This window comes from Bacteroides sp. AM37-9 (assembly GCF_003603455.1).
GTDB lineage: Bacteria > Bacteroidota > Bacteroidia > Bacteroidales > Bacteroidaceae > Bacteroides > Bacteroides xylanisolvens.
Map to the genome: position 1 here is coordinate 105,309 of NZ_QTNF01000010.1, position 19,429 is coordinate 124,737.

Sequence of the window (19,429 nt, forward strand, 5' to 3'; positions counted from 1 at the left end):
TATGAAGATTATAAAATCCTGGATTTTTCCGGGAGTATTAATGGTTTTATTATTGTTAAGTTGCAATAATAAAGAGGCATATCATATTGATAAGAATGAGTTGCGTGCTCCTGCTTATCCTTTAGTGACGATAGATCCTTACACTAGTGTTTGGTCCTTTGGGGATAATCTGTATGATTCTTCTTTGAAACATTGGACAGGGCAAAATTTTCCTTTGATAGGTGTTGTGAAAGTAGATGGAGTACCATATCGTTTTATGGGAATAGAAGATGATGATCTGATGGTGAGTATGAATGGCGATACTTCAAGTTTGTCTGTTGAAGAGGATAGGGTATCTTATTTCACACAGACGGCTCGTCAACTCTCTGTCGATGTACAGCCGACAAGAACGATTTATCAGTTTGCTTGTGGCCCGGTTCAATTGGATTTGACCTTTACCGCCCCTTTTTTGATGGATGATCTTGAGTTAGTAGCCCGCCCGGTAAATTATCTTTCTTATGAAATGAAAGCTGATGATGGTAACACACACAATGTGGAACTTTATATAGAAGTGTCTCCGCGTTGGGCTATGAATCTTCCAAACCAGTTGTCTGTTTCAGAGACTTTTACTAAAGATGGTTTTGTTTTTCTCAAAAGTGGTACGCAGCAACAGAATATCCTTGGTACGAAAGGCGATGATGTTCGTATTGATTGGGGATATTTCTATTTAGGTGCAGACGGTCATAATACTCTTGCTGCTGTTGGAAATCCTAATGAGCTTCGCGAAAGTTTTTTAAAGGGAGATACCGATTTTTATAGTGGTGTAGCCAACACTAAAGGAGAAAACCAGCGAATGGCTTTAGTTTGTTCTTTGGGAGCTATTAGAAAGTCGGAAGGGCGTTTCTTAATTGGATATGATGATATATTCTCAATTCAGTATTTTGGGGAGAACTTGCGCCCTTACTGGAATCGGAAGGGAACAGAAACAATCCTATCTCAATTTCATAAGGCGAATTCGGATTATGAGAAATTAATGAAGAGATGTATGGCTTTCGATTATCAGTTAATGAAAGAGGCGGCTGAAACAGGAGGACGTAAATATGCCGAACTTTGTGCTTTAGCATATCGTCAGGCAATTGCGGCACATAAACTGGTAGAAGCTCCTAATAAAGATTTACTGTTCCTTTCAAAAGAAAATTCCAGTAATGGATCTATTGGTACAGTGGATATTACTTATCCTTCAGCTCCTTTGTTTCTGCTTTATAATCCGGAACTGGTTAAAGGTATGTTGAATCCTATTTTTTATTATAATGAGAGTGGCAGATGGACTAAACCGTTTGCAGCCCATGATGTTGGAACTTACCCGCTTGCTAATGGTGAAACATATGTTGGAGAAATGCCAATAGAAGAATCTGGTAATATGTTGATTTTAACAGCGTCGATTGCCGCTGTAGAAGGAAATGCAGATTATGCCCGAAAACATTGGAAAACATTGACTGCTTGGGCGGATTATTTACTTAATAATGGTCTTGATCCTGCAAACCAACTCTGTACAGATGATTTTGCCGGGCATTTGGCCCATAATGCTAATCTTTCCATTAAAGCAATCTTAGGGGTAGCATCTTATGGGTATCTGGCTGGTAATCTGGGTAATAAAGAACTAAGTGAAAGCTATATGCAAAAAGCAAAAGAGATGGCTTTGGAATGGATGAAGATGGCTGATGACGGAGATCATTATCGATTGGCGTTTGACAAACCGGGAACATGGAGTCAGAAATATAATTTGGTATGGGATAAACTGATGGATTGGCGGATATTTCCAGACAAAGTAGTACAGACAGAAATACCTTATTATCTTTCAGTGCAGAATAAATATGGTCTGCCGTTGGATAATCGTGAAACTTATACCAAGACTGATTGGATTATATGGACAGCCACTTTAGCTCCGGATATGGAAACATTCGAGAAGTTTATAGATCCTGTTTATTTGTTTATGGCTACAACCCCTGATCGTGTACCGATGACTGACTGGATGTATACGGACCGCCCCGAAGTGAAGGTGTTTCGCGCGCGCTCAGTAGTCGGTGGTTATTTCATGAAAATGCTGGAGAGACGTCTGAAGGGTGAATAAAAATAAATAATTCGATTGATAAAATGAAAATCAAGTATCAACTGTTGTTATGTATTTTGTTGTCACCTGTAGTAAGTTGGGGACAAAAAGTATTACATGTACAATCACCGGATATGAAAACCGAACTTCAGGTTATGATAGGTAAAGAATTGGAGATCGCCATTACGCGGAATGGAACGACAGTGCTTCAACCGTCTGCAATTGGCATGGATGTCCGTTTTATTGGTATATTAGGAGAAAATCCAAAAATAAAGAGTATAAACAGGCGTTCGGTGGCAGAGAAAATTTCATCTCCCATATATATAAAAGAGGAAGTTAGTAATATTTATAATGAATTGACTGCTAGTTTTAAAGGTAACTATTCAGTTGTTTTCCGTTGTTATAATCAGGGAGTCGCTTATCGTTTTGTAACAGATTTCAAGGAAAAGGAGATTGTTATTAATAATGAGAAAGCAGTTTTTCATTTTCCATCAGGAACTAAAGGTTATGCCGCTTACAGTAATTATGGAGATGATAACAATTTGTTTAGTCAGTATTTAAATTCTTTTGAGAATACTTATGATAATCAACTGTTACCCCAACTGAATAATAGACGGTTAATTTTTTATCCTTTTTTAGTGGAGCTACCGGATAATGTTGAAAAGGTATGTATTACAGAAAGTGACCTTTGGGATTATCCCGGTATGTTTCTGCAAAGTAATCCTGATAGCTTTTCAATGAAAGGTGTTTGGGCGCCTTTGCCAGAGAAAACAGAGCAGGGAGGACATAATCAACTACAGCAAATAGTGATGAAACGTTATGATTATATTGCCCGCACTAATGGAAAGCGTACGTTTCCCTGGAGAATATTTACGATAACCGAGCAGGATAGGGAATTGCTGGATAATGATTTGGTTTACTTGACAGCGGCACCTTCCTTACTGAAAGATATTTCATGGATTAAACCAGGCAAGGTCGCTTGGGATTGGTGGAATGATTGGAATATTTCCGGAGTGGATTTTCGGGCAGGAATAAATAATGAGACTTACAAGTATTATATTGATTTTGCTGCTAAAAATCAGATTGAGTATGTCATTTTGGATGAAGGTTGGGCAGTAAATCAGCAGGCGGATATGTTGCAGGTTATTCCTGAAATTGATTTGACAGAGTTGGTCTCTTATGCTAAAAGTAGGAATGTAGATATTATTTTATGGGCTGGTTATTGGGCATTTCACCGGGATATGGAAAAAGTGGTGAAGCACTATGCAGAAATGGGAGTGAAAGGTTTTAAAGTAGACTTTCTGGATAGGGATGATCAGGATATGATTCGCTTTATGTGGGAAGCAGCGGAATTATGTTCCAGATATCACATGATTCTTAATTATCATGGTGCTTGTAAGCCTTTTGGGATTCAACGGACTTATCCGAATGTGATGAATTTTGAAGGGGTACATGGATTGGAGCAAATGAAATGGAGGCCGGTAGAATGTGATCAGGTTACTTATGATTTGCAATTTCCGTTTATACGAATGATGGCAGGACCTGTGGATTATACACAAGGAGCGATGCAGAATACAGTTCAGGGAAGTTATCATCCGGTTTATAGTAACCCTATGAGTCAAGGTACACGATGCCGTCAAATGGCGGGGTATGTAGTCTTTAATTCTCCCTTGAATATGTTATGTGATTCACCTACCCGGTACATGAAAGAACAAGAATGCACTGATTTTATATCATCTGTTCCTACTGTTTGGGATGAGACTCGTTCGCTGGATTGTAAACTTTCTCACTATATTCACATTGCTCGTCGTAAAGGAGATGTATGGTATGTAGGAGGTATGAATGATTGGTCGATTCGTAAGACTCTGGTTGATTTGTCTTTTTTGCCGAATGCAGATTATTATGTAGAAATCTTTTGTGATGGTTTGAATTCGGATAGAAACGCTTCTGACTATCGTAAAATAATGAAAAAGTTGCCAGTTGATAAGAAGCTTAAAATTGTAATGTATCCGGGGGGCGGATATGCGATGAAGATAAAACCATGTGAATAGATGAGGATAAAGAGATATAAAAAAAGTGGAAGCCAACCGGCTTCCACCCTCTCTCTCTTTTACATATTAATCATTTTACTTATTCAGTTCAATACCTTTATTCTGTAAAGTGATATTCATCAATGCTGCATACTTGGCGTACTGTTCAGCACTAAGAGTCTTTCTCATCAGTTTCAAGTTACCATAAACAGCGTTGCGCAATTTTGCTTCTTTATCTTTCTTCGCTGTTGTAGCTCTTGACATCTGTGTGGAGAAATAATCGCAAATATTGGCTACTTCTTCACTCTGATCGGAGTTTAACTTTAAATATTTGCCTAGTTTACTTACATTGATGTTACCTTCCCATTTTGCAGTTGTAGGCTGATTTCCGGCTGCAAATGTTGAAGCAGCAAGGCAGAGCGCTGCCACTAATGTTAATCCTAAACGTTTCATAATACCTACTTTTTTAATTGTTATACCTAAAAACTATTCCTAAAAACAAATCTAATACCTATTGAAAATACTGTCTAAGCGCTTAGTTTTTTCTTTTTACCTATGCAAATATAAGAATATGTTTTATAGCATAAAAATAAAGAAAAGGAAAAGATTCTTTTTAGGCTGATTTCTTGATGTAAGTCAAGAGATGATCTGCTTTTTGATATAAAAATACCTTTTTATGAAACATTTTTGTAATACGTGTGCGAAAACGATAGTAGAGTATTTCTCTATTTTAGGATTTATTGCTGTTAAAATGATATTGAGCAAAGGAATGTGACTAGGAACGGAACGCTGAAATCGACAACAAAGCCATGGAAGATGGAAATGATTACAAATTCCTTTCCCGAATATCGGGTAATGATAGGAAGAGTGGTATCCATCGTTGTGGCTCCACCAACAGAAATAGGAGCTAGCTTTCCAAAATATTTCACTAATAAGGGTGCACACAGCAAAGCGATAATTTCACGCATGATATTGGAAAGTAATGCGATAGTTCCCAATTCGGGACCTTTATATTCGGTGATAAATATGCTGGAGAGCGAGTAATAACCAAATCCGGCTCCAACTGCCATACAGTCTAAAGGACTTCGCTGGCTCATAAAAGCTCCCGCTATGGCGCAGCCTGCTAATGTGCCGAGTATCGTCATGATAGGAAGGAATACAAGCCGGGGATTCAGGGACCGAAAACTCTTCAGGGTGTTCGGATCGTTACCGATGCTGATACCTACGCAGAACATGAGTCCGCAGAGGGCATAGTAACTAAGTTTACTGTCGGTGAAGTCGTATGGGATAAGATGGTAAACTCCACAAAGAGTGCCGATAATGAAAAAAGAGACAATAATCAAACTACCTTTCATGCTTTTGTCTCCTTTCCTTTACTATATAATAGGTACCACAAGCCCCATGCACATAAAGTACTTCCTATGACTGCAGCTACCGTGATGACAACAGCTTCCAGTCCAAGAGTGTGTAATCCTTTGATGATAGATTCATTACCCCCTACATCTATTCCGAGAAGAAAGAGAAGAATCCATATAAGGAGAGTGATTATCTTGTGTATCCATGATAGTCTTTTACTGCGTAACAAGTAGCCAAGAAGCATGCCTGTCAGCATAATTCCAATAATGATAAACATAGTTAGTGCCTGCTTTTTGGCTGCAAAGATAGTATTAAATGTAAATCTTGGCTAATCTCTTCCACGATTTCTTTCATGGCTATTGACAGACATTCGACCATATCATCCACGCAAGCGGCATTGACAGACGGTGAATCTTCAAAACTACGGTTTATCGCAGTCTGCTATCCATAATTTATGATTTGTTTTCATCGTTGTGGTTTTTCTATATGAATGATCTTACTTGTCTCCGTACTGATTCCAATCATCCCAATTCCTCCATGTACATTGCTGGGGTACTTGATTGGTTCATTTATTGTTTCATCGTAAGCGTCGGAATCTACCAGGTTAAGTGCTTTCAGATAGTAATATTCTGTTTCCGTGATGCTTAAAAGACGTACAATAATATCCATCTTTACATTGGTGCCGTATTCAGGAAATCCGTCAATATCTGTCTGGTTGTAAACCGTCATTGTGTAAGATGTATTTTTGAATCGTGAGTCGTCGAATACACCATATATATTCTTTACGGTGTCGAACATGCCGTTGTCTTCGTCATCGCTGTTGGTGGGCTGTCCGTCTGTCAGCACAATATCCTCGCGGGATATAAAATGATAGCGATGTATTGTCCGGCTGACAAATTCCCCTGTTTCTTCATTATAGTCTTTCACTGTCATTTGCTTATCCATGATAAGCCGGTAGTAATTATCTTCGTTGGATCGATCTTTGATATTGATTTTGTATCGGAGAAAATTCTGCGTATAATAATACTTTGTCATTGGAATGGTGACCGTATCGATATCAGCTATTTCATGTGGACGCTGTGGTACGGTCACTTCAGCCCATGCGTGATATTGTCCGTCGTCTGTGAGGGCGTCAATACGAACTACATCTCCGGGAGTAAATTTGCTGGAAATATGGAAACGGCATTGCATATCTCCTTCCGTTTGGGGTGGGAGCGGACGTAAACTTTCTGATAACTGTCCGTTAACACGTACTTCCACCGTGGCATTTTCTACATGAGTGGCGTATCCTCTTCCCGTGAAATTGAGATAGAGAACGTTGGTCAGACTGTCTGCGTTGATTAGTGCGTTCATCACTAGTTTGGGGGGATTGTCCTTTACACTAAAAGGGAGTTCGTTTTCGCAAGAAACTGTTGTCAGCAATGCTATTAACAGGATAAATGGATAACATATACGAGTTCTCATAATGGGTTTAGAATTTATAAGTGTAAGTGAATGACGGAATTAATGGAAGTATAGTATACTTCTTGATAATCGGTTTGTTGGGATCGTTTTTGCTGGTGCTGCGATATACAAAAGTAGGATTCATCGCATTATATGCATTATACAGACTGATATTCCAGGTACGCATACCATGTTTGGTCTTTTTGTTGAAATTGACTCCCACATTCAACCGGTGACTGGCTGGTAACCGGTAATTATTACGATGCTCCACATATGAAGCTTCTCCGATGGTGGGTGAAGTTATGTTTGAATCAAAATAACCTCCATATCCATATCCTCCTCCAAATCCGTTGTTTGTGCCGTCACTAGGACGGATGACAGCGGTTTTCTCTTCAGGGATTGTACTTGTTCCACCTGTATAGAACACCCAGGAAGCACCGATGTCGATACGGTCGCTGAACTTATGGTTGATTGTCAGGTTGATATTGTGTCTTCGGTCATATTTATATGGGAACCGTTCACCGTTGTTGATACCGCCTTTGGCAAACTGACGATCACTTTTGGATAAAGTGTAGGACAACCATCCCGTTGTTCTTCCAAGGGTTTTCTGTGCCATAAACTCAATGCCGGCCGAACGTCCTTTGCCCATTTCCACTTTGTTTTCCCAACCGGAGGAAGAACCGAAGAAACTGACGCCTTCCTTATATTCCAGCACATTATACATATCCTTATAATACCCTTCTACCGAGAATTCCCATCCTTTGATTCCCGTATAGTATCCGCCCAATGAATATTGGTGGGAGCGCATTGGCTTGATCTTTTTAGTGACCGGAACCCATAAATCCGTAGGCATGGCAATGGGCATTGACGATAGTAAATGTACATATTGGCTCATTTGGGTATAAGATGCTTTCAGGGTTACATCTTTTCCCAATTGATAGCGTGCGGAAACACGTGGTTGCAAGGAAAAGTAACTTTGTTTTTGCACATGAAACAATGAGAAATGCAGTCCGAGATTCAGGCGCAGACGATCATTCATCTTGATGTTGTCTTCCAGGTAAGCGGATAACTCATGTCCGTAAATCCGGTTGTTGGCTATGCTGTGGTAGGTTGTGTCCAGGTCTATTTTATCTCCTGTCTTATTGGAGATTTTAGAGGTCATAACTTCCGGGCGGAAACGATGATAGATATATCCTGTTCCAAATTTGAGGTGGTGTTTGGGAGATGGATTATAATCGAAGTCGATCTGGTAATTCCAATCATTGATTCCCGAACGGTAATCGGCTGAATACCGGTTGGTAAATGATGTACCGCTACTGCCGAAATATTGATTGTTGGTATATGAGTTGATGTCGAATAAATAGTTGCTGTAGGAGACTGTCGTATTGCAGAATAAACGGTTGTTGAATACATAGTTCCATCTGGCAGAAAGAATCGTGTTTCCCCAATTCATTTTGCTTCCGTCTTTGAAATCTGTATTTCCATCATAATTGGCAGCAAAATGATCCTTTCCATTGTAGGCAGATAGATAGACGCGGCTCCGGTCGGAGAACTTATGATTGATTTTGGCATTGATGTCATAAAAATAATAACTGTATTCCTCGTCATCCGGCATGAATGGTTTAGCGATGAGGTCGACATACGAACGTCTGGCGGAAATATTGAAAGACGTTTTCCCTTTCACAATCGGACCTTCCAGGTTGATTTTGCTAGTTAGTAGTCCGATACTAAGTGTGCCGTGGTATTTCTGCATATCTCCGTCATTGGTACGGACGTCGATGACAGAAGAAAGTCGTCCGCCGAAACGTGCCGGAAAAGAACTTTTGAATAGTGTTACTTTTTTGACGGCTTCCGGAGTAAAAACCGAAAAGAATCCGAACATATGGTCTACGTTATATACAGGAATCCCGTCAAGTAAGATTAGATTTTGATCCGGGCTTCCACCACGTATATACAGTCCGGCAGATCCATCTACTCCAGCCTGTACGCCGGGCATCAGTTGGATGGCTTTCATTACATCTGCTTCTCCCAGTATGCTCGGAGTATTTTTTATTTGCGTCATTGGAATCTCGATAGATCCCATCTGGGTGGCTATAGTTCCTGTCTCGGTTTTGTCGGAAACGATGACTACTTCCTGCAATTGCGTGTTACCCTGCATGCGGATATTTAATAATGTATCTTGTGAGAGCGTAAAATGATGCACTTCTGTGGCATAGCCCAGATAGGAGAAACGCAGTTCGGTTTCTCCTTCGGGCAGGGTGATGCTGTAAAAACCGTAAGGATTGGTGGTTGTTCCTTGATTTTGATGACTCTCAATGATGTTGGTTCCAATCAACGTCTCGGAAGACGTCCCATCAGTGACATATCCGCTGATAGTGAACTTGCGGCTTACAGTTTTTGATTCTTTTTTCTTTTGCAGAAGGATATGTCGGCCGGTGAACTGATAACTGATCTGCTCATTTTTGAACGCAAGGTCAAGTATCTCACGCAAAGGCTTATCCTTTACCTGCAAATTGATTTTATGTTTTATGGTAATTTCCTCACTGTAGATAAAAGAATATCCGGTTGAATTCTCAATCCGTTTGACGAATTCTTTCAATGTGGCGTTTCGTAGTGTCAGCGAAAGTCGGGCGTCCGCATTTTGCGCGTATATTTGTGTGGTGATAAGGAGTGCTACCCCTATCAGAACAATGGTTCTGATAGGGAAGCGATCTTGGAATATAATATTCATTTTAGTCTGGTTTAGCAGTGATAATAATCTGTTTATTGTTTTGTGAGTAGTCGAAATAACCGGCATTATGTAATACAGATAAAATAGTTGTCAGGTCTTCTCCATTGCGGAAGCGTGCTGTGATCCGGTAATTTTGCAAAGCCGTGTCGGCTATGTGAATCGTTGCTCCGAATGAGTTGGACAGTTCGCGGGCAATCTCCTGCAAAGGTAGGTCGTCGAATATAAACTCTCCCTGCCGCCAGGAAATTTCATCTTCTACGTTTTCTAAAACCTTGCGGGTGAGTTTTTCTTCCACCTTATTATATATAGCAATCTCATTCGGTTTCAAAATCATACGAACTGACTTGCTTTTATTGCTGACTGCCACCGAACCTGTCAATAACGTTGTTTTTACATCCGGGTTGTTATGATAGGCATCTACGTTGAAGTGAGTTCCCAACACCTGAACGTCAATCGTTTCAGTCTGCACGATAAACGGATGTTTCTTGTCCTTGCTTACTTCAAAATAAGCCTCCCCATTTAGCTCCACTTCCCGCTTGTCCGATTTGAACTTTTCAGGATAAGAAAGTGAAGAATAATGGTTGAGGGTGACGGTGCTGCCATCAGGAAGACAGACTGTGCGTGTCTCTGCCAAGGTGGAAACCGTTTGTATCGTGACCGGTTGCATATATAAATAGGCTGTCCATACCGATAGGCAAAGTAGAGCTACTGCCGCCGCTGCCGAGAAAGTACGTATCAGTGTCAGACGCCGGGTATGTGACTTCAGTTTTTTCTCTAGTTCCGGGTAACTGGCTGTTGCTGAAAACCGCCCTCGCGGTGAACGCGTGGAAGCGACGAGCTTGTTCAGTATTTCTTCTAATTTCGTATCGGTGTATTTCATCTTTTTTCTGTATTGCTCTTGATCTATTATTTTCGTTTCAACAGAATGGTCAGTTTGCTGATTCCTCCTTCTTTCCACTGGGGAGTGCAGGATAAAGTGACATTCTGCTTCTTCAATATCATCTGTTTAGGATAGATTTTTATGACAGTTGTTGCTGACTTCTTACCCGCTTTGATGATTACTTTCTTTTCTGTTAGCTGTACCACTGCTGCTTGTCCTACTACCGGAGGGGGTGTGGCAAGTACTACCGTCCGGTCTTCTTTTGTTTTTTCTGTTGCAACAATTTTAATTTTCAACTCACATTCGGATTGGTCGCTTTCACATTCTACTGTTTCCTTCGAATGTTCAAATCCTGCATAGTCCTTTGGTAGGTTGTCGTTGTCATTGTTGCATGAAAACAGGCACAGACAAGCTGAAAGAAGGACAAAGATTCCCATGTTTGCGTCATTTAGCTTTTTCATTTTCTGTCTTTTTTAGTGATTGATTGACTTATTTGTTGATAAAGACCGGAGGGTGACAGAAACTCCCTACGCTCTTTGTCTAAAAGAATGTTAATCTATTTCGGCCCGGCTAATCATCTCTTTTAAACGTGTGATTGCTTTCTGAAGTTGTGCGTCCACTGTATTCATGCTGATGCCTAATTCTTCTGCTACTTGTGCGTAACTCTGTTTTTCTTCACGGATGCGGATGAACACTTCCCTGCAACGTTCCGGAAGCCGGTCGAGTGCTTTTACGTAAAGAGCGAACAGTTCTTCACTGATGAGCGATTCTTCCGGTGAATAGCTTTGTTCTTGAGGCTCCGGCAGAGAATCGGGATGAATAAGCGTATGCCTTGATTCTTTTTCCAGATAATTGAGCGAAGCATTTTTGACGAGAATGAAACAATAATCTTCAATGTTTCTCACATCAAGCAAATTGCTGCGTTGCTTCCATAGTTTCAGGAATACATCGAGAACGATTTCCTGCGACCATTCTTCCTGTTTCACATAATAATAGGCAATACGAAAGAGACGGTCGTAAGTCATGTTGTAAAAGTCCCGGAAAGCAGTTTGCGAATCCAGTTCTTTCATTTGCCGCAATAACTTTCTTACTTCTGATTCGGTCATCGGCTTTTTGTTTGTTTGGTTAGTCTACCCAAAGTAAATCACTCATTATACTGTCGGAAATAAAAATCCCTTCACGCGTCAGGCGCAAAGCTCCGTTGTATTCCTCCAGTTTACCATTTTTCAGATAAGGTGCAGCCATTTTTTGGCAATACTCCCACATTTCATTGCCGAACATCTGTTTCAGTTTCTCTATAGGTGTTCCCCATACGGTACGTATGGTAGTGATAATAAATTCGTTGTAGCGGGTGGTTGGGGCCAGATACTCTGTCTCGAAAGCACGGCAGTCTTCTTCTATACCTTTTATATAGGTGTCGATTGCAGACACATTCCATTCCCGTGTCATTCCGTCAAAAGAATGTGCCGATGGTCCGCATCCCAGATAAGCTATTCCTTTCCAATAGGAAGTGTTGTGGCGGGAATATTTTCCGGGGCGGCAGAAATTGGAAATCTCATAGTGTTCAAATCCTGCTTTCTGCAAATGCTCTATCAGTAATGTGAAAAATTCTAAACTGGAGTCTTCGTCTACCTCGGATATCTGGTGCTGTTTTAACATATTATATATAGGTGTATCTTCCTCATAAATCAAGTGATAGGCGGAGATATGCTCTACATTCAGACTGATAGCCTGGCGGAGATCGTTTTCCCATCGTTCTTTTGTTTCTCCGGGCAATCCGTAAATTAGGTCGATACTGATGTTCTGGAAACCGGCTTTCCGGCATCTGTCAATTGCTTCGATGGCTGTACGGGCATTGTGGCGGCGTCTCAATAGTTTGAGCGTAGCGTCATCAAAAGTCTGTATTCCCATGCTGAGGCGGTTGAAAGGAAGTGAGGAAAGCATTTCCAGATATTCCTGCGATAAATCATCCGGATTAGCTTCCAGAGTGATTTCCTGACAATGATTCAATCCGTAGTGCTTGCGGATGGTATCAAATATTTGTTCAAAATCCTCTTTTTCCAGTTGAGACGGGGTTCCGCCACCGAAATAAATAGTTTCTATATCTTCTCCTTTCAGGTATTCTTTACGCATCGCCAACTCCCGGCAGAGAGCCTGTACATAACGGGTTTTGAGTTCGCTGCGAGTGGTTGAGTAGAAGTCGCAGTAGATGCAACGCGTTTTGCAAAAAGGAATGTGAAGATAAATACCTGCCATAGCTATGCTGTTTGGGTTTGTGGGTGTAAAAGTAAGACTATTATTAGATATATCAAAAAAGCTGTTGACGGAAATTATTTATAATGCAGCAGGAATACGCTAAAGAGATAATTCCCCCATTGATTAGTGGAAGATAATTTCCTGCAATGCTGAATTTAAGATCTTTTCTTTTATAAATAAGATTCGAACTTGTAGCCGAGTTTTCGTTTGACTTAAGTCAAACGATAGAATGACTTAAGTTAAACGAACGCTTGACTTAAGTCAAACGAAAACTGATTAGGCAACGGGGGAACTATTGTATGAAAGGAAAACAACTAAAAATAACATCGTGCCGGATTACTCGTTGCAACTATGAAATTAGTTTATAGCCATGCGAAAATAATTTTTAACCCGTTTCGAAAATGTTCATGTCAAAGATGTGTTACATAACATTGTTTAGTAACACTGCCATAAGTGTTGCTTTTCCCCCAATTAATCCCTAATTTGCGCATCACAAAATTAATGGTATGTGAGAAACATACTGAGTAATTACTAAAATCTTATATATTATGAAAGTATATCAGACTAATGAAATCAAGAACATTGCCTTGTTGGGAAGTTCTGGCTCTGGGAAAACCACTCTCGTGGAAGCGATGCTTTTCGAGAGTGGTGTTATAAAACGTCGCGGATCTGTTGCCGCAAAAAACACAGTTAGCGATTATTTTCCTGTTGAACAAGAGTATGGTTACTCCGTTTTCTCCACCGTTCTCCATGTAGAATGGAATAACAAAAAACTTAATATTATTGACTGTCCGGGATCGGACGATTTCGTAGGCAGCACAGTGACTGCACTAAATGTGACCGACACAGCAATTATCCTTCTCAATGGCCAATACGGCGTCGAAGTCGGTACACAAAATCACTTCCGTTATACAGAAAAGCTGAATAAACCTGTTATTTTTCTAGTCAACCAGCTTGATAATGAAAAATGCGATTATGATAATATCCTCGAACAGCTGAAAGAGGCATACGGCTCTAAAGTTGTTCCCATCCAATATCCGATAGCTACCGGTCCAGGCTTTAATGCGCTGATCGACGTATTGTTGATGAAGAAATACTCGTGGAAACCCGAAGGAGGGGCTCCGACAATCGAAGATATTCCGGCAGAAGAAATGGATAAGGCTATGGAAATGCACAAAGCATTGGTAGAAGCTGCTGCCGAGAATGATGAAAATCTGATGGAGAAATTCTTCGAGCAAGATTCCCTGTCAGAAGACGAAATGCGTGAAGGTATCCGTAAGGGATTGATCGCCAGAGGTATGTTCCCTGTATTCTGTGTTTGCGGGGGGAAAGATATGGGCGTTCGCCGCTTGATGGAATTCTTGGGAAACGTTGTTCCTTTTGTTTCTGAAATGCCGAAGGTACAGAATACGGAAGGTAAAGAAGTGGCTCCGGACTCCAATGGACCGGAATCTCTTTATTTCTTCAAGACAAGTGTGGAACCGCATATCGGTGAAGTTTCCTATTTTAAAGTAATGAGCGGTAAAGTTCATGAGGGAGACGATTTGCTGAATGCCGACCGTGGTTCGAAGGAACGTATCGCGCAAATCTATGTGGTAGCCGGTGGTAACCGTGTCAAGGTGGAAGAATTGCAGGCCGGTGATATCGGTGCTGCCGTGAAACTGAAAGACGTGAAAACCGGTAATACGCTGAACGGTAAGGATTGTGACTACAAATTCAATTTTATCAAATATCCGAACTCTAAATATACACGTGCCATTAAGCCGGTGAATGAAGCGGATGTGGAAAAGATGATGAGTATCCTGAACCGTATGCGCGAAGAAGATCCTACCTGGGTGATTGAGCAATCAAAAGAACTGAAACAGACTTTGGTACACGGTCAGGGAGAATTCCATCTTCGTACCTTGAAATGGCGTTTGGAAAACAACGAAAAACTTCAGGTAAAATATGAAGAACCGAAGATTCCGTATCGTGAAACGATTACAAAGGCTGCCCGTGCCGACTATCGTCATAAGAAACAGTCCGGTGGTGCCGGCCAGTTTGGTGAAGTTCACCTGATCGTAGAACCTTATAAAGAAGGTATGCCTGTGCCTGAAACGTATAAGTTCAATGGACAGGAATTTAAGATTACCGTGAGAGGTACGGAAGAGATACCATTGGAATGGGGTGGTAAACTGGTGTTTGTTAACAGTATCGTCGGTGGTTCTATCGATGCCCGCTTCTTGCCTGCTATTATGAAAGGTATCATGTCTCGTATGGAGCAAGGACCGTTGACGGGTTCGTATGCTCGTGACGTGCGCGTTATTGTTTACGATGGTAAGATGCACCCGGTAGATTCGAATGAAATCTCCTTTATGCTTGCCGGACGTAATGCCTTTAGTGAAGCCTTCAAGAATGCCGGTCCGAAAATTCTGGAACCGATTTATGATGTAGAAGTGTTCGTTCCGTCTGATAGGATGGGAGATGTGATGGGAGATCTGCAGGGACGTCGTGCCATGATTATGGGTATGAGTAGCGAAAAAGGTTTTGAGAAACTGGTTGCGAAAGTACCTTTGAAAGAAATGTCGTCTTATTCTACGGCGCTTAGCTCTCTCACGGGTGGACGTGCTTCGTTCATTATGAAATTCTCTAGTTATGAACTTGTGCCGACGGATGTTCAAGATAAGTTAATGAAGGACTTTGAAGCTAAACAAACTGAAGAATAAGTATAAATGATAGGTGATAATTGATTGAATATTCACTATAATATTCGGTATTTATCATCTGTTAGGCATAAAGAATCAACTAAAACGTTAAAACCGCCGCCTTTTTTAAGTAAAAGGGGGCGGTTTTTGTTTAACTATGATTAATAAAGATGGAAAAACACAAGGAGAAGATTTAATTTTTTATTAAATTTGCAAACCAAAGGAGGGGTTTTATTGTTGTAGTAATCAGAATACAACCTAAATAGCTCCTTACGGTTAATTTCCGGGAAGTTCCGGTTAAATCAAGTTAATGCATTAGGAGTGTTAATTAGGGAGTGTTAATTTTGTTGCTATGAAGAAGTCAACAATTTGGATATTAGGTATTGTAATGGGGCTTTCCTTCCTTAGCTTGCTGTATTTGCAGGTAAGTTATATAGAGGAAATGATGAAAACCCGTAAGGAACAGTTTGATTCGGCTGTACGCAATAGCCTGGATCAGGTTTCCAAGGATGTGGAATATGCAGAGACCAGACGTTGGTTGATCGAAGATATTTCAGAAGCAGAAAGAAAAGCGCTGATTGCGAATAATGCTTCCATACAACAAGACAACTTGATTCAGCAAACGCAGCGGTTTACAGTGAAGTCTAAGGATGGAAAAGTATATTCGGATTTTGAGCTGAAAGTGATGACCACTAAGCCCTCCGAGCTTCCGAAGGCTATGATTTCTCCTTACAGGGGGACAAAGACCATTCCGGAAACTTCGCGTTCATTAGTGGAAGCCATCAAGAATCGGTATATGTATCAACGGGCATTACTTGATGAAGTGGCCTGGCAGATGATTTACCGAGGAAGTGACAAGTCGATTGGAGACAGAGTACGGTTTAAAGAACTGGATGACTATCTGAAATCGAGCTTATATAATAATAGTATAGATTTGCCTTATCACTTTACGGTGATCGACAAAGACGGAAGGGAAGTCTACCGTTGTGCGGATTATGAGGCAAAGGGAAGTGAAGACGCTTATCAGCAGGCATTGTTCAAGAATGACCCGCCTGCAAAAATGAGTATCTTGAAAGTACACTTTCCGGGGAAGAAAGATTATATCTTTGACTCCATCAGTTTCATGATTCCGTCGCTGATATTTACACTGGTATTGTTAGTGACATTCATCTTTACGATTTATATCGTATTTCGGCAAAAGAAACTGACGGAAATGAAGAATGACTTTATCAATAATATGACGCACGAATTTAAAACACCGATATCTACCATTTCATTAGCAGCCCAGATGTTGAAAGATCCGGCGGTGGGAAAATCTCCACAGATGTTCCAGCATATATCGGGAGTGATTAATGATGAAACCAAGCGCTTGCGCTTCCAGGTGGAAAAGGTGCTCCAGATGTCGATGTTCGAACGTCAGAAGGCCACTTTGAAGATGAAGGAGATTGATGCGAATGAATTAATAGCAGGAGTTGTCAATACCTTTGCGCTGAAAGTGGAACGGTATAATGGTAAGATAACATCGAACCTTGAGGCCACCGATCCTGTTATATTTGCAGACGAGATGCATATCACGAATGTAATCTTTAATCTGATGGATAACGCGGTGAAATATAAGAAACCGGAAGAGGATCTGGAACTGAAAGTGAGAACGTGGAATGAGTCGGGTAAACTGATGATTTCGATACAGGATAATGGTATCGGTATCAAAAAAGAGAACCTGAAAAAGATATTTGAAAAGTTCTATCGTGTACATACGGGTAATCTGCACGATGTGAAGGGCTTTGGACTGGGATTGGCTTATGTGAGAAAAATTATATTGGATCATAAGGGAACCATCCGGGCGGAAAGCGACCTGAACGTGGGAACTAAATTTATTATTGCATTACCTTTATTAAAAAATAATTGATATGGACGAGAAACTGCGTATTTTATTGTGCGAGGATGACGAAAATCTTGGCATGCTTTTAAGAGAATATCTACAGGCAAAAGGTTATTCTGCTGAGTTATATCCTGATGGAGAAGCCGGTTATAAGGCTTTCTTGAAGAATAAATATGACTTGTGCGTGTTTGACGTGATGATGCCTAAAAAAGATGGATTCACACTGGCACAGGATGTCCGTGCAGCAAATGCTGAAATTCCTATTATCTTCCTGACGGCCAAAACGCTGAAAGAAGATATCCTGGAAGGCTTTAAAATCGGTGCGGATGATTATATCACCAAACCGTTTAGTATGGAAGAATTGACATTCAGAATTGAAGCGATCTTGAGACGTGTTCGTGGAAAGAAGAACAAAGAAAGCAATATCTATAAGATTGGTAAGTTTACTTTCGACACACAGAAACAAATTCTGTCGTCAGAAGGCAAACAAACTAAGCTGACTACCAAAGAGTCTGAACTGCTCGGATTGCTTTGCGCACATGCCAATGAGATTTTGCAACGTGACTTCGCTCTGAAAACAATCTGGATTGACGATAACTATTTCAATGCCCGTAGTATGGACGTGTATATCACGAAATTGCGTAAGCATCTGAAAGAAGACGATTCAATCGAAATTATCAATATTCACGGAAAAGGCTATAAGCTGATTACTCCGGAAGTTGAATCTTAATGATTGCGTTTGAGATAACTCTAAATAAAAAATCCCGGGAACATTCGTTTCCGGGATTTTTTATTGATTTTGCGAAATTAATCAGCGATCTTCTTATTAATAACAATATAAGAAATGAGTCCCAGTACTACAAGTACTACTGAAGTACCCAGGATGGCGTTGTTGTTTACATTTCCTGTAAAGGAACAAGCCAGCAGGATGACTACTCCGACCAAGATTAATATCAATCCTAAGTTCTTTAATAAACCTTTCATGTGTGTGTATTTTAATAGATTATAATATTCCAGTCACAAATTAAAGCATAATTCTTTAACGGGCGAAATTATTTGGATAAAAATTCCATTATAAATGCACGATTTAGTGGATTTTATGATTTGGAGAGAAGTTCTTCTATCTAATCTTTTGTATTGTAGAACACCTTTTTTAGTACTTCCTGTCCAATGCTCAATTCGTCGAGAGTGATACCGTGAAGAGCCTCTTTCAGAGTCTGTCCGGCAATGACACGCGCTTTTTCCTCCAGTTCTTTTCCGTCTTTGGTCAGATGGATCAGGTTGGTGCGGCGGTCTTTTTTATCGGAAATGCGCACAACAAGATGTTGCCGTTCCATATTATCTATCAAACGGGTCATGCTGGGCTTGTCTTTAAAAGTTGCATTACACAACTCTTGTTGCGTCACGCCGTCTTTTTCCCACAGGAAAATGAGTACCGTCCATTGTTCGGGACTGATTTCCAATCCGTTCTGACGGAAGTTACGGTACAGTTTCCGGTTGATTGCCGCAGAAACTTTGCCATTTAATATGGCAAATATAAGTCGAATGTCGAAATTAAATTGCTCTATCATGAAATTATTGTTTAAACAACTTTGCAAAGGTAAGTCTCTTCCCGGATAAATCCTATCTTCGGATACAAAAAAAGATTAAATATTTGTAGTTCAAAATAAAATGTCTAACTTTGCACCCGCATTTAAAATCAAATAATTTATTTATTTAATTAAACGAAGTATGAATCAATACGAAACCGTTTTCATTTTAACTCCCGTTTTATCTGATGTTCAGATGAAGGAAGCGGTAGAAAAATTCAAAGGCGTTCTTCAAGCTGAAGGTGCTGAGATTATTAATGAAGAAAACTGGGGACTGAAGAAATTGGCTTACCCAATTCAGAAAAAGTCTACAGGTTTTTATCAACTGATTGAGTTCAATGCAGATCCTACTGTAATTGACAAGCTGGAAATTAATTTCCGTCGTGATGAACGCGTAATCCGTTTCTTGACTTTCAAGATGGATAAGTATGCTGCTGAATACGCTGCAAAAAGAAGAAGTGTTAAATCAAACAAAAAGGAGGATTAATC

Annotated in this window: 17 protein-coding genes; 6 read left to right on the forward strand and 11 right to left on the reverse strand. The window is 40.3% G+C overall.

Annotation, left to right across the window (positions count from 1 at the left end; genetic code table 11):
- Position 1: 1 nt before the first annotated feature.
- Together DW862_RS09100 and DW862_RS09105 are read left to right on the forward strand one after the other, a co-directional pair.
- A complete protein-coding gene (locus DW862_RS09100) occupies positions 2-2,110 on the forward strand; it encodes a glutaminase family protein (RefSeq protein WP_120067900.1) in 2,109 nt (702 codons plus the stop codon).
- Between the two features lie 23 nt (positions 2,111-2,133).
- Positions 2,134-4,140: a glycoside hydrolase family 97 protein gene (locus DW862_RS09105; protein WP_120067902.1), complete on the forward strand. Its 2,007-nt coding sequence runs from the start codon at positions 2,134-2,136 to the stop codon at positions 4,138-4,140.
- A 75-nt stretch (positions 4,141-4,215) separates the two neighbouring features.
- On the opposite strand, the gene DW862_RS09110 is transcribed toward DW862_RS09105, so the two are convergent.
- From DW862_RS09110 to hemW, 9 genes are all read right to left on the reverse strand, one after another.
- Positions 4,216-4,572: a hypothetical protein gene (locus DW862_RS09110; protein WP_004316265.1), complete on the reverse strand. Its 357-nt coding sequence runs from the start codon at positions 4,570-4,572 to the stop codon at positions 4,216-4,218.
- A gap of 293 nt (positions 4,573-4,865) precedes the next feature.
- Positions 4,866-5,474 (reverse strand): lysine exporter LysO family protein, encoded by a 609-nt coding sequence (locus DW862_RS09115; protein ID WP_004307956.1) that lies wholly within the window; start codon positions 5,472-5,474, stop codon positions 4,866-4,868.
- Positions 5,471-5,752: a LysO family transporter gene (locus DW862_RS09120; protein WP_004321999.1), complete on the reverse strand. Its 282-nt coding sequence runs from the start codon at positions 5,750-5,752 to the stop codon at positions 5,471-5,473. Before DW862_RS09120 ends, DW862_RS09115 begins: the two co-directional genes overlap by 4 nt.
- A 188-nt stretch (positions 5,753-5,940) precedes the next feature.
- Positions 5,941-6,939, reverse strand: a complete 999-nt coding sequence (locus DW862_RS09125; RefSeq protein WP_004307958.1) for a DUF4249 domain-containing protein — start codon at positions 6,937-6,939, stop codon at positions 5,941-5,943.
- A 7-nt stretch (positions 6,940-6,946) separates the two neighbouring features.
- On the reverse strand, positions 6,947-9,649 hold the full coding sequence (locus tag DW862_RS09130; protein WP_120067904.1) for a TonB-dependent receptor: 2,703 nt from the start codon (positions 9,647-9,649) through the stop codon (positions 6,947-6,949).
- Between the two features lies 1 nt (position 9,650).
- Positions 9,651-10,529, reverse strand: a complete 879-nt coding sequence (locus DW862_RS09135; protein ID WP_117683272.1) for a FecR family protein — start codon at positions 10,527-10,529, stop codon at positions 9,651-9,653.
- A 26-nt stretch (positions 10,530-10,555) separates the two neighbouring features.
- Positions 10,556-10,990 (reverse strand): hypothetical protein, encoded by a 435-nt coding sequence (locus DW862_RS09140; RefSeq protein WP_117683271.1) that lies wholly within the window; start codon positions 10,988-10,990, stop codon positions 10,556-10,558.
- A gap of 90 nt (positions 10,991-11,080) precedes the next feature.
- On the reverse strand, positions 11,081-11,635 hold the full coding sequence (locus DW862_RS09145; protein ID WP_044918835.1) for an RNA polymerase sigma-70 factor: 555 nt from the start codon (positions 11,633-11,635) through the stop codon (positions 11,081-11,083).
- A 19-nt stretch (positions 11,636-11,654) separates the two neighbouring features.
- Positions 11,655-12,785: a radical SAM family heme chaperone HemW gene (gene hemW, locus DW862_RS09150; protein WP_120067906.1), complete on the reverse strand. Its 1,131-nt coding sequence runs from the start codon at positions 12,783-12,785 to the stop codon at positions 11,655-11,657.
- A gap of 548 nt (positions 12,786-13,333) precedes the next feature.
- Here hemW and DW862_RS09155 point away from each other — a divergent pair.
- The 3 genes from DW862_RS09155 to DW862_RS09165 all read left to right on the forward strand — a co-directional run bounded on the left by DW862_RS09155 (position 13,334) and on the right by DW862_RS09165 (position 18,081).
- A complete protein-coding gene (locus tag DW862_RS09155; protein ID WP_004299324.1) occupies positions 13,334-15,490 on the forward strand; it encodes a translation factor GTPase family protein in 2,157 nt (718 codons plus the stop codon).
- A 331-nt stretch (positions 15,491-15,821) separates the two neighbouring features.
- Positions 15,822-17,378 (forward strand): sensor histidine kinase KdpD, encoded by a 1,557-nt coding sequence (locus tag DW862_RS09160; protein ID WP_004299325.1) that lies wholly within the window; start codon positions 15,822-15,824, stop codon positions 17,376-17,378.
- Between the two features lies 1 nt (position 17,379).
- A complete protein-coding gene (locus DW862_RS09165; RefSeq protein ID WP_004299326.1) occupies positions 17,380-18,081 on the forward strand; it encodes a response regulator transcription factor in 702 nt (233 codons plus the stop codon).
- A 77-nt stretch (positions 18,082-18,158) separates the two neighbouring features.
- Here the strand turns inward: DW862_RS09165 and DW862_RS25870 are convergent, their stop codons facing one another.
- Both DW862_RS25870 and DW862_RS09170 read right to left on the reverse strand, forming a co-directional pair.
- Positions 18,159-18,335: a hypothetical protein gene (locus DW862_RS25870; protein WP_004299327.1), complete on the reverse strand. Its 177-nt coding sequence runs from the start codon at positions 18,333-18,335 to the stop codon at positions 18,159-18,161.
- A 140-nt stretch (positions 18,336-18,475) separates the two neighbouring features.
- Complete coding sequence (locus DW862_RS09170) at positions 18,476-18,922, reverse strand: MarR family winged helix-turn-helix transcriptional regulator (protein ID WP_004299328.1); 447 nt, start codon at positions 18,920-18,922, stop codon at positions 18,476-18,478.
- 160 nt (positions 18,923-19,082) lie between these two features.
- Here DW862_RS09170 and rpsF point away from each other — a divergent pair, with 160 nt between their 5' ends.
- Positions 19,083-19,427 (forward strand): 30S ribosomal protein S6, encoded by a 345-nt coding sequence (gene rpsF / locus DW862_RS09175; RefSeq protein ID WP_004299329.1) that lies wholly within the window; start codon positions 19,083-19,085, stop codon positions 19,425-19,427.
- Positions 19,428-19,429: the final 2 nt, after the last annotated feature.

What these genes read in the sequence shown, in the direction of transcription:
- DW862_RS09100 (WP_120067900.1), top strand. Translation starts at nt 2, where the DNA reads ATGAAGATTATAAAATCCTGGATTTTTCCGGGAGTATTAATGGTTTTA.
- DW862_RS09125 (WP_004307958.1), bottom strand. Translation starts at nt 6,939, where the DNA reads ATGAGAACTCGTATATGTTATCCATTTATCCTGTTAATAGCATTGCTG.
- rpsF (WP_004299329.1), top strand. Translation starts at nt 19,083, where the DNA reads ATGAATCAATACGAAACCGTTTTCATTTTAACTCCCGTTTTATCTGAT.
- DW862_RS09160 (WP_004299325.1), top strand. Translation starts at nt 15,822, where the DNA reads ATGAAGAAGTCAACAATTTGGATATTAGGTATTGTAATGGGGCTTTCC.
- DW862_RS09140 (WP_117683271.1), bottom strand. Translation starts at nt 10,990, where the DNA reads ATGAAAAAGCTAAATGACGCAAACATGGGAATCTTTGTCCTTCTTTCA.
- DW862_RS09110 (WP_004316265.1), bottom strand. Translation starts at nt 4,572, where the DNA reads ATGAAACGTTTAGGATTAACATTAGTGGCAGCGCTCTGCCTTGCTGCT.
- DW862_RS09155 (WP_004299324.1), top strand. Translation starts at nt 13,334, where the DNA reads ATGAAAGTATATCAGACTAATGAAATCAAGAACATTGCCTTGTTGGGA.
- DW862_RS09165 (WP_004299326.1), top strand. Translation starts at nt 17,380, where the DNA reads ATGGACGAGAAACTGCGTATTTTATTGTGCGAGGATGACGAAAATCTT.
- DW862_RS09145 (WP_044918835.1), bottom strand. Translation starts at nt 11,635, where the DNA reads ATGACCGAATCAGAAGTAAGAAAGTTATTGCGGCAAATGAAAGAACTG.
- DW862_RS09115 (WP_004307956.1), bottom strand. Translation starts at nt 5,474, where the DNA reads ATGAAAGGTAGTTTGATTATTGTCTCTTTTTTCATTATCGGCACTCTT.
- DW862_RS09105 (WP_120067902.1), top strand. Translation starts at nt 2,134, where the DNA reads ATGAAAATCAAGTATCAACTGTTGTTATGTATTTTGTTGTCACCTGTA.
- DW862_RS09130 (WP_120067904.1), bottom strand. Translation starts at nt 9,649, where the DNA reads ATGAATATTATATTCCAAGATCGCTTCCCTATCAGAACCATTGTTCTG.
- DW862_RS09120 (WP_004321999.1), bottom strand. Translation starts at nt 5,752, where the DNA reads ATGTTTATCATTATTGGAATTATGCTGACAGGCATGCTTCTTGGCTAC.
- hemW (WP_120067906.1), bottom strand. Translation starts at nt 12,785, where the DNA reads ATGGCAGGTATTTATCTTCACATTCCTTTTTGCAAAACGCGTTGCATC.
- DW862_RS09170 (WP_004299328.1), bottom strand. Translation starts at nt 18,922, where the DNA reads ATGATAGAGCAATTTAATTTCGACATTCGACTTATATTTGCCATATTA.
- DW862_RS25870 (WP_004299327.1), bottom strand. Translation starts at nt 18,335, where the DNA reads ATGAAAGGTTTATTAAAGAACTTAGGATTGATATTAATCTTGGTCGGA.
- DW862_RS09135 (WP_117683272.1), bottom strand. Translation starts at nt 10,529, where the DNA reads ATGAAATACACCGATACGAAATTAGAAGAAATACTGAACAAGCTCGTC.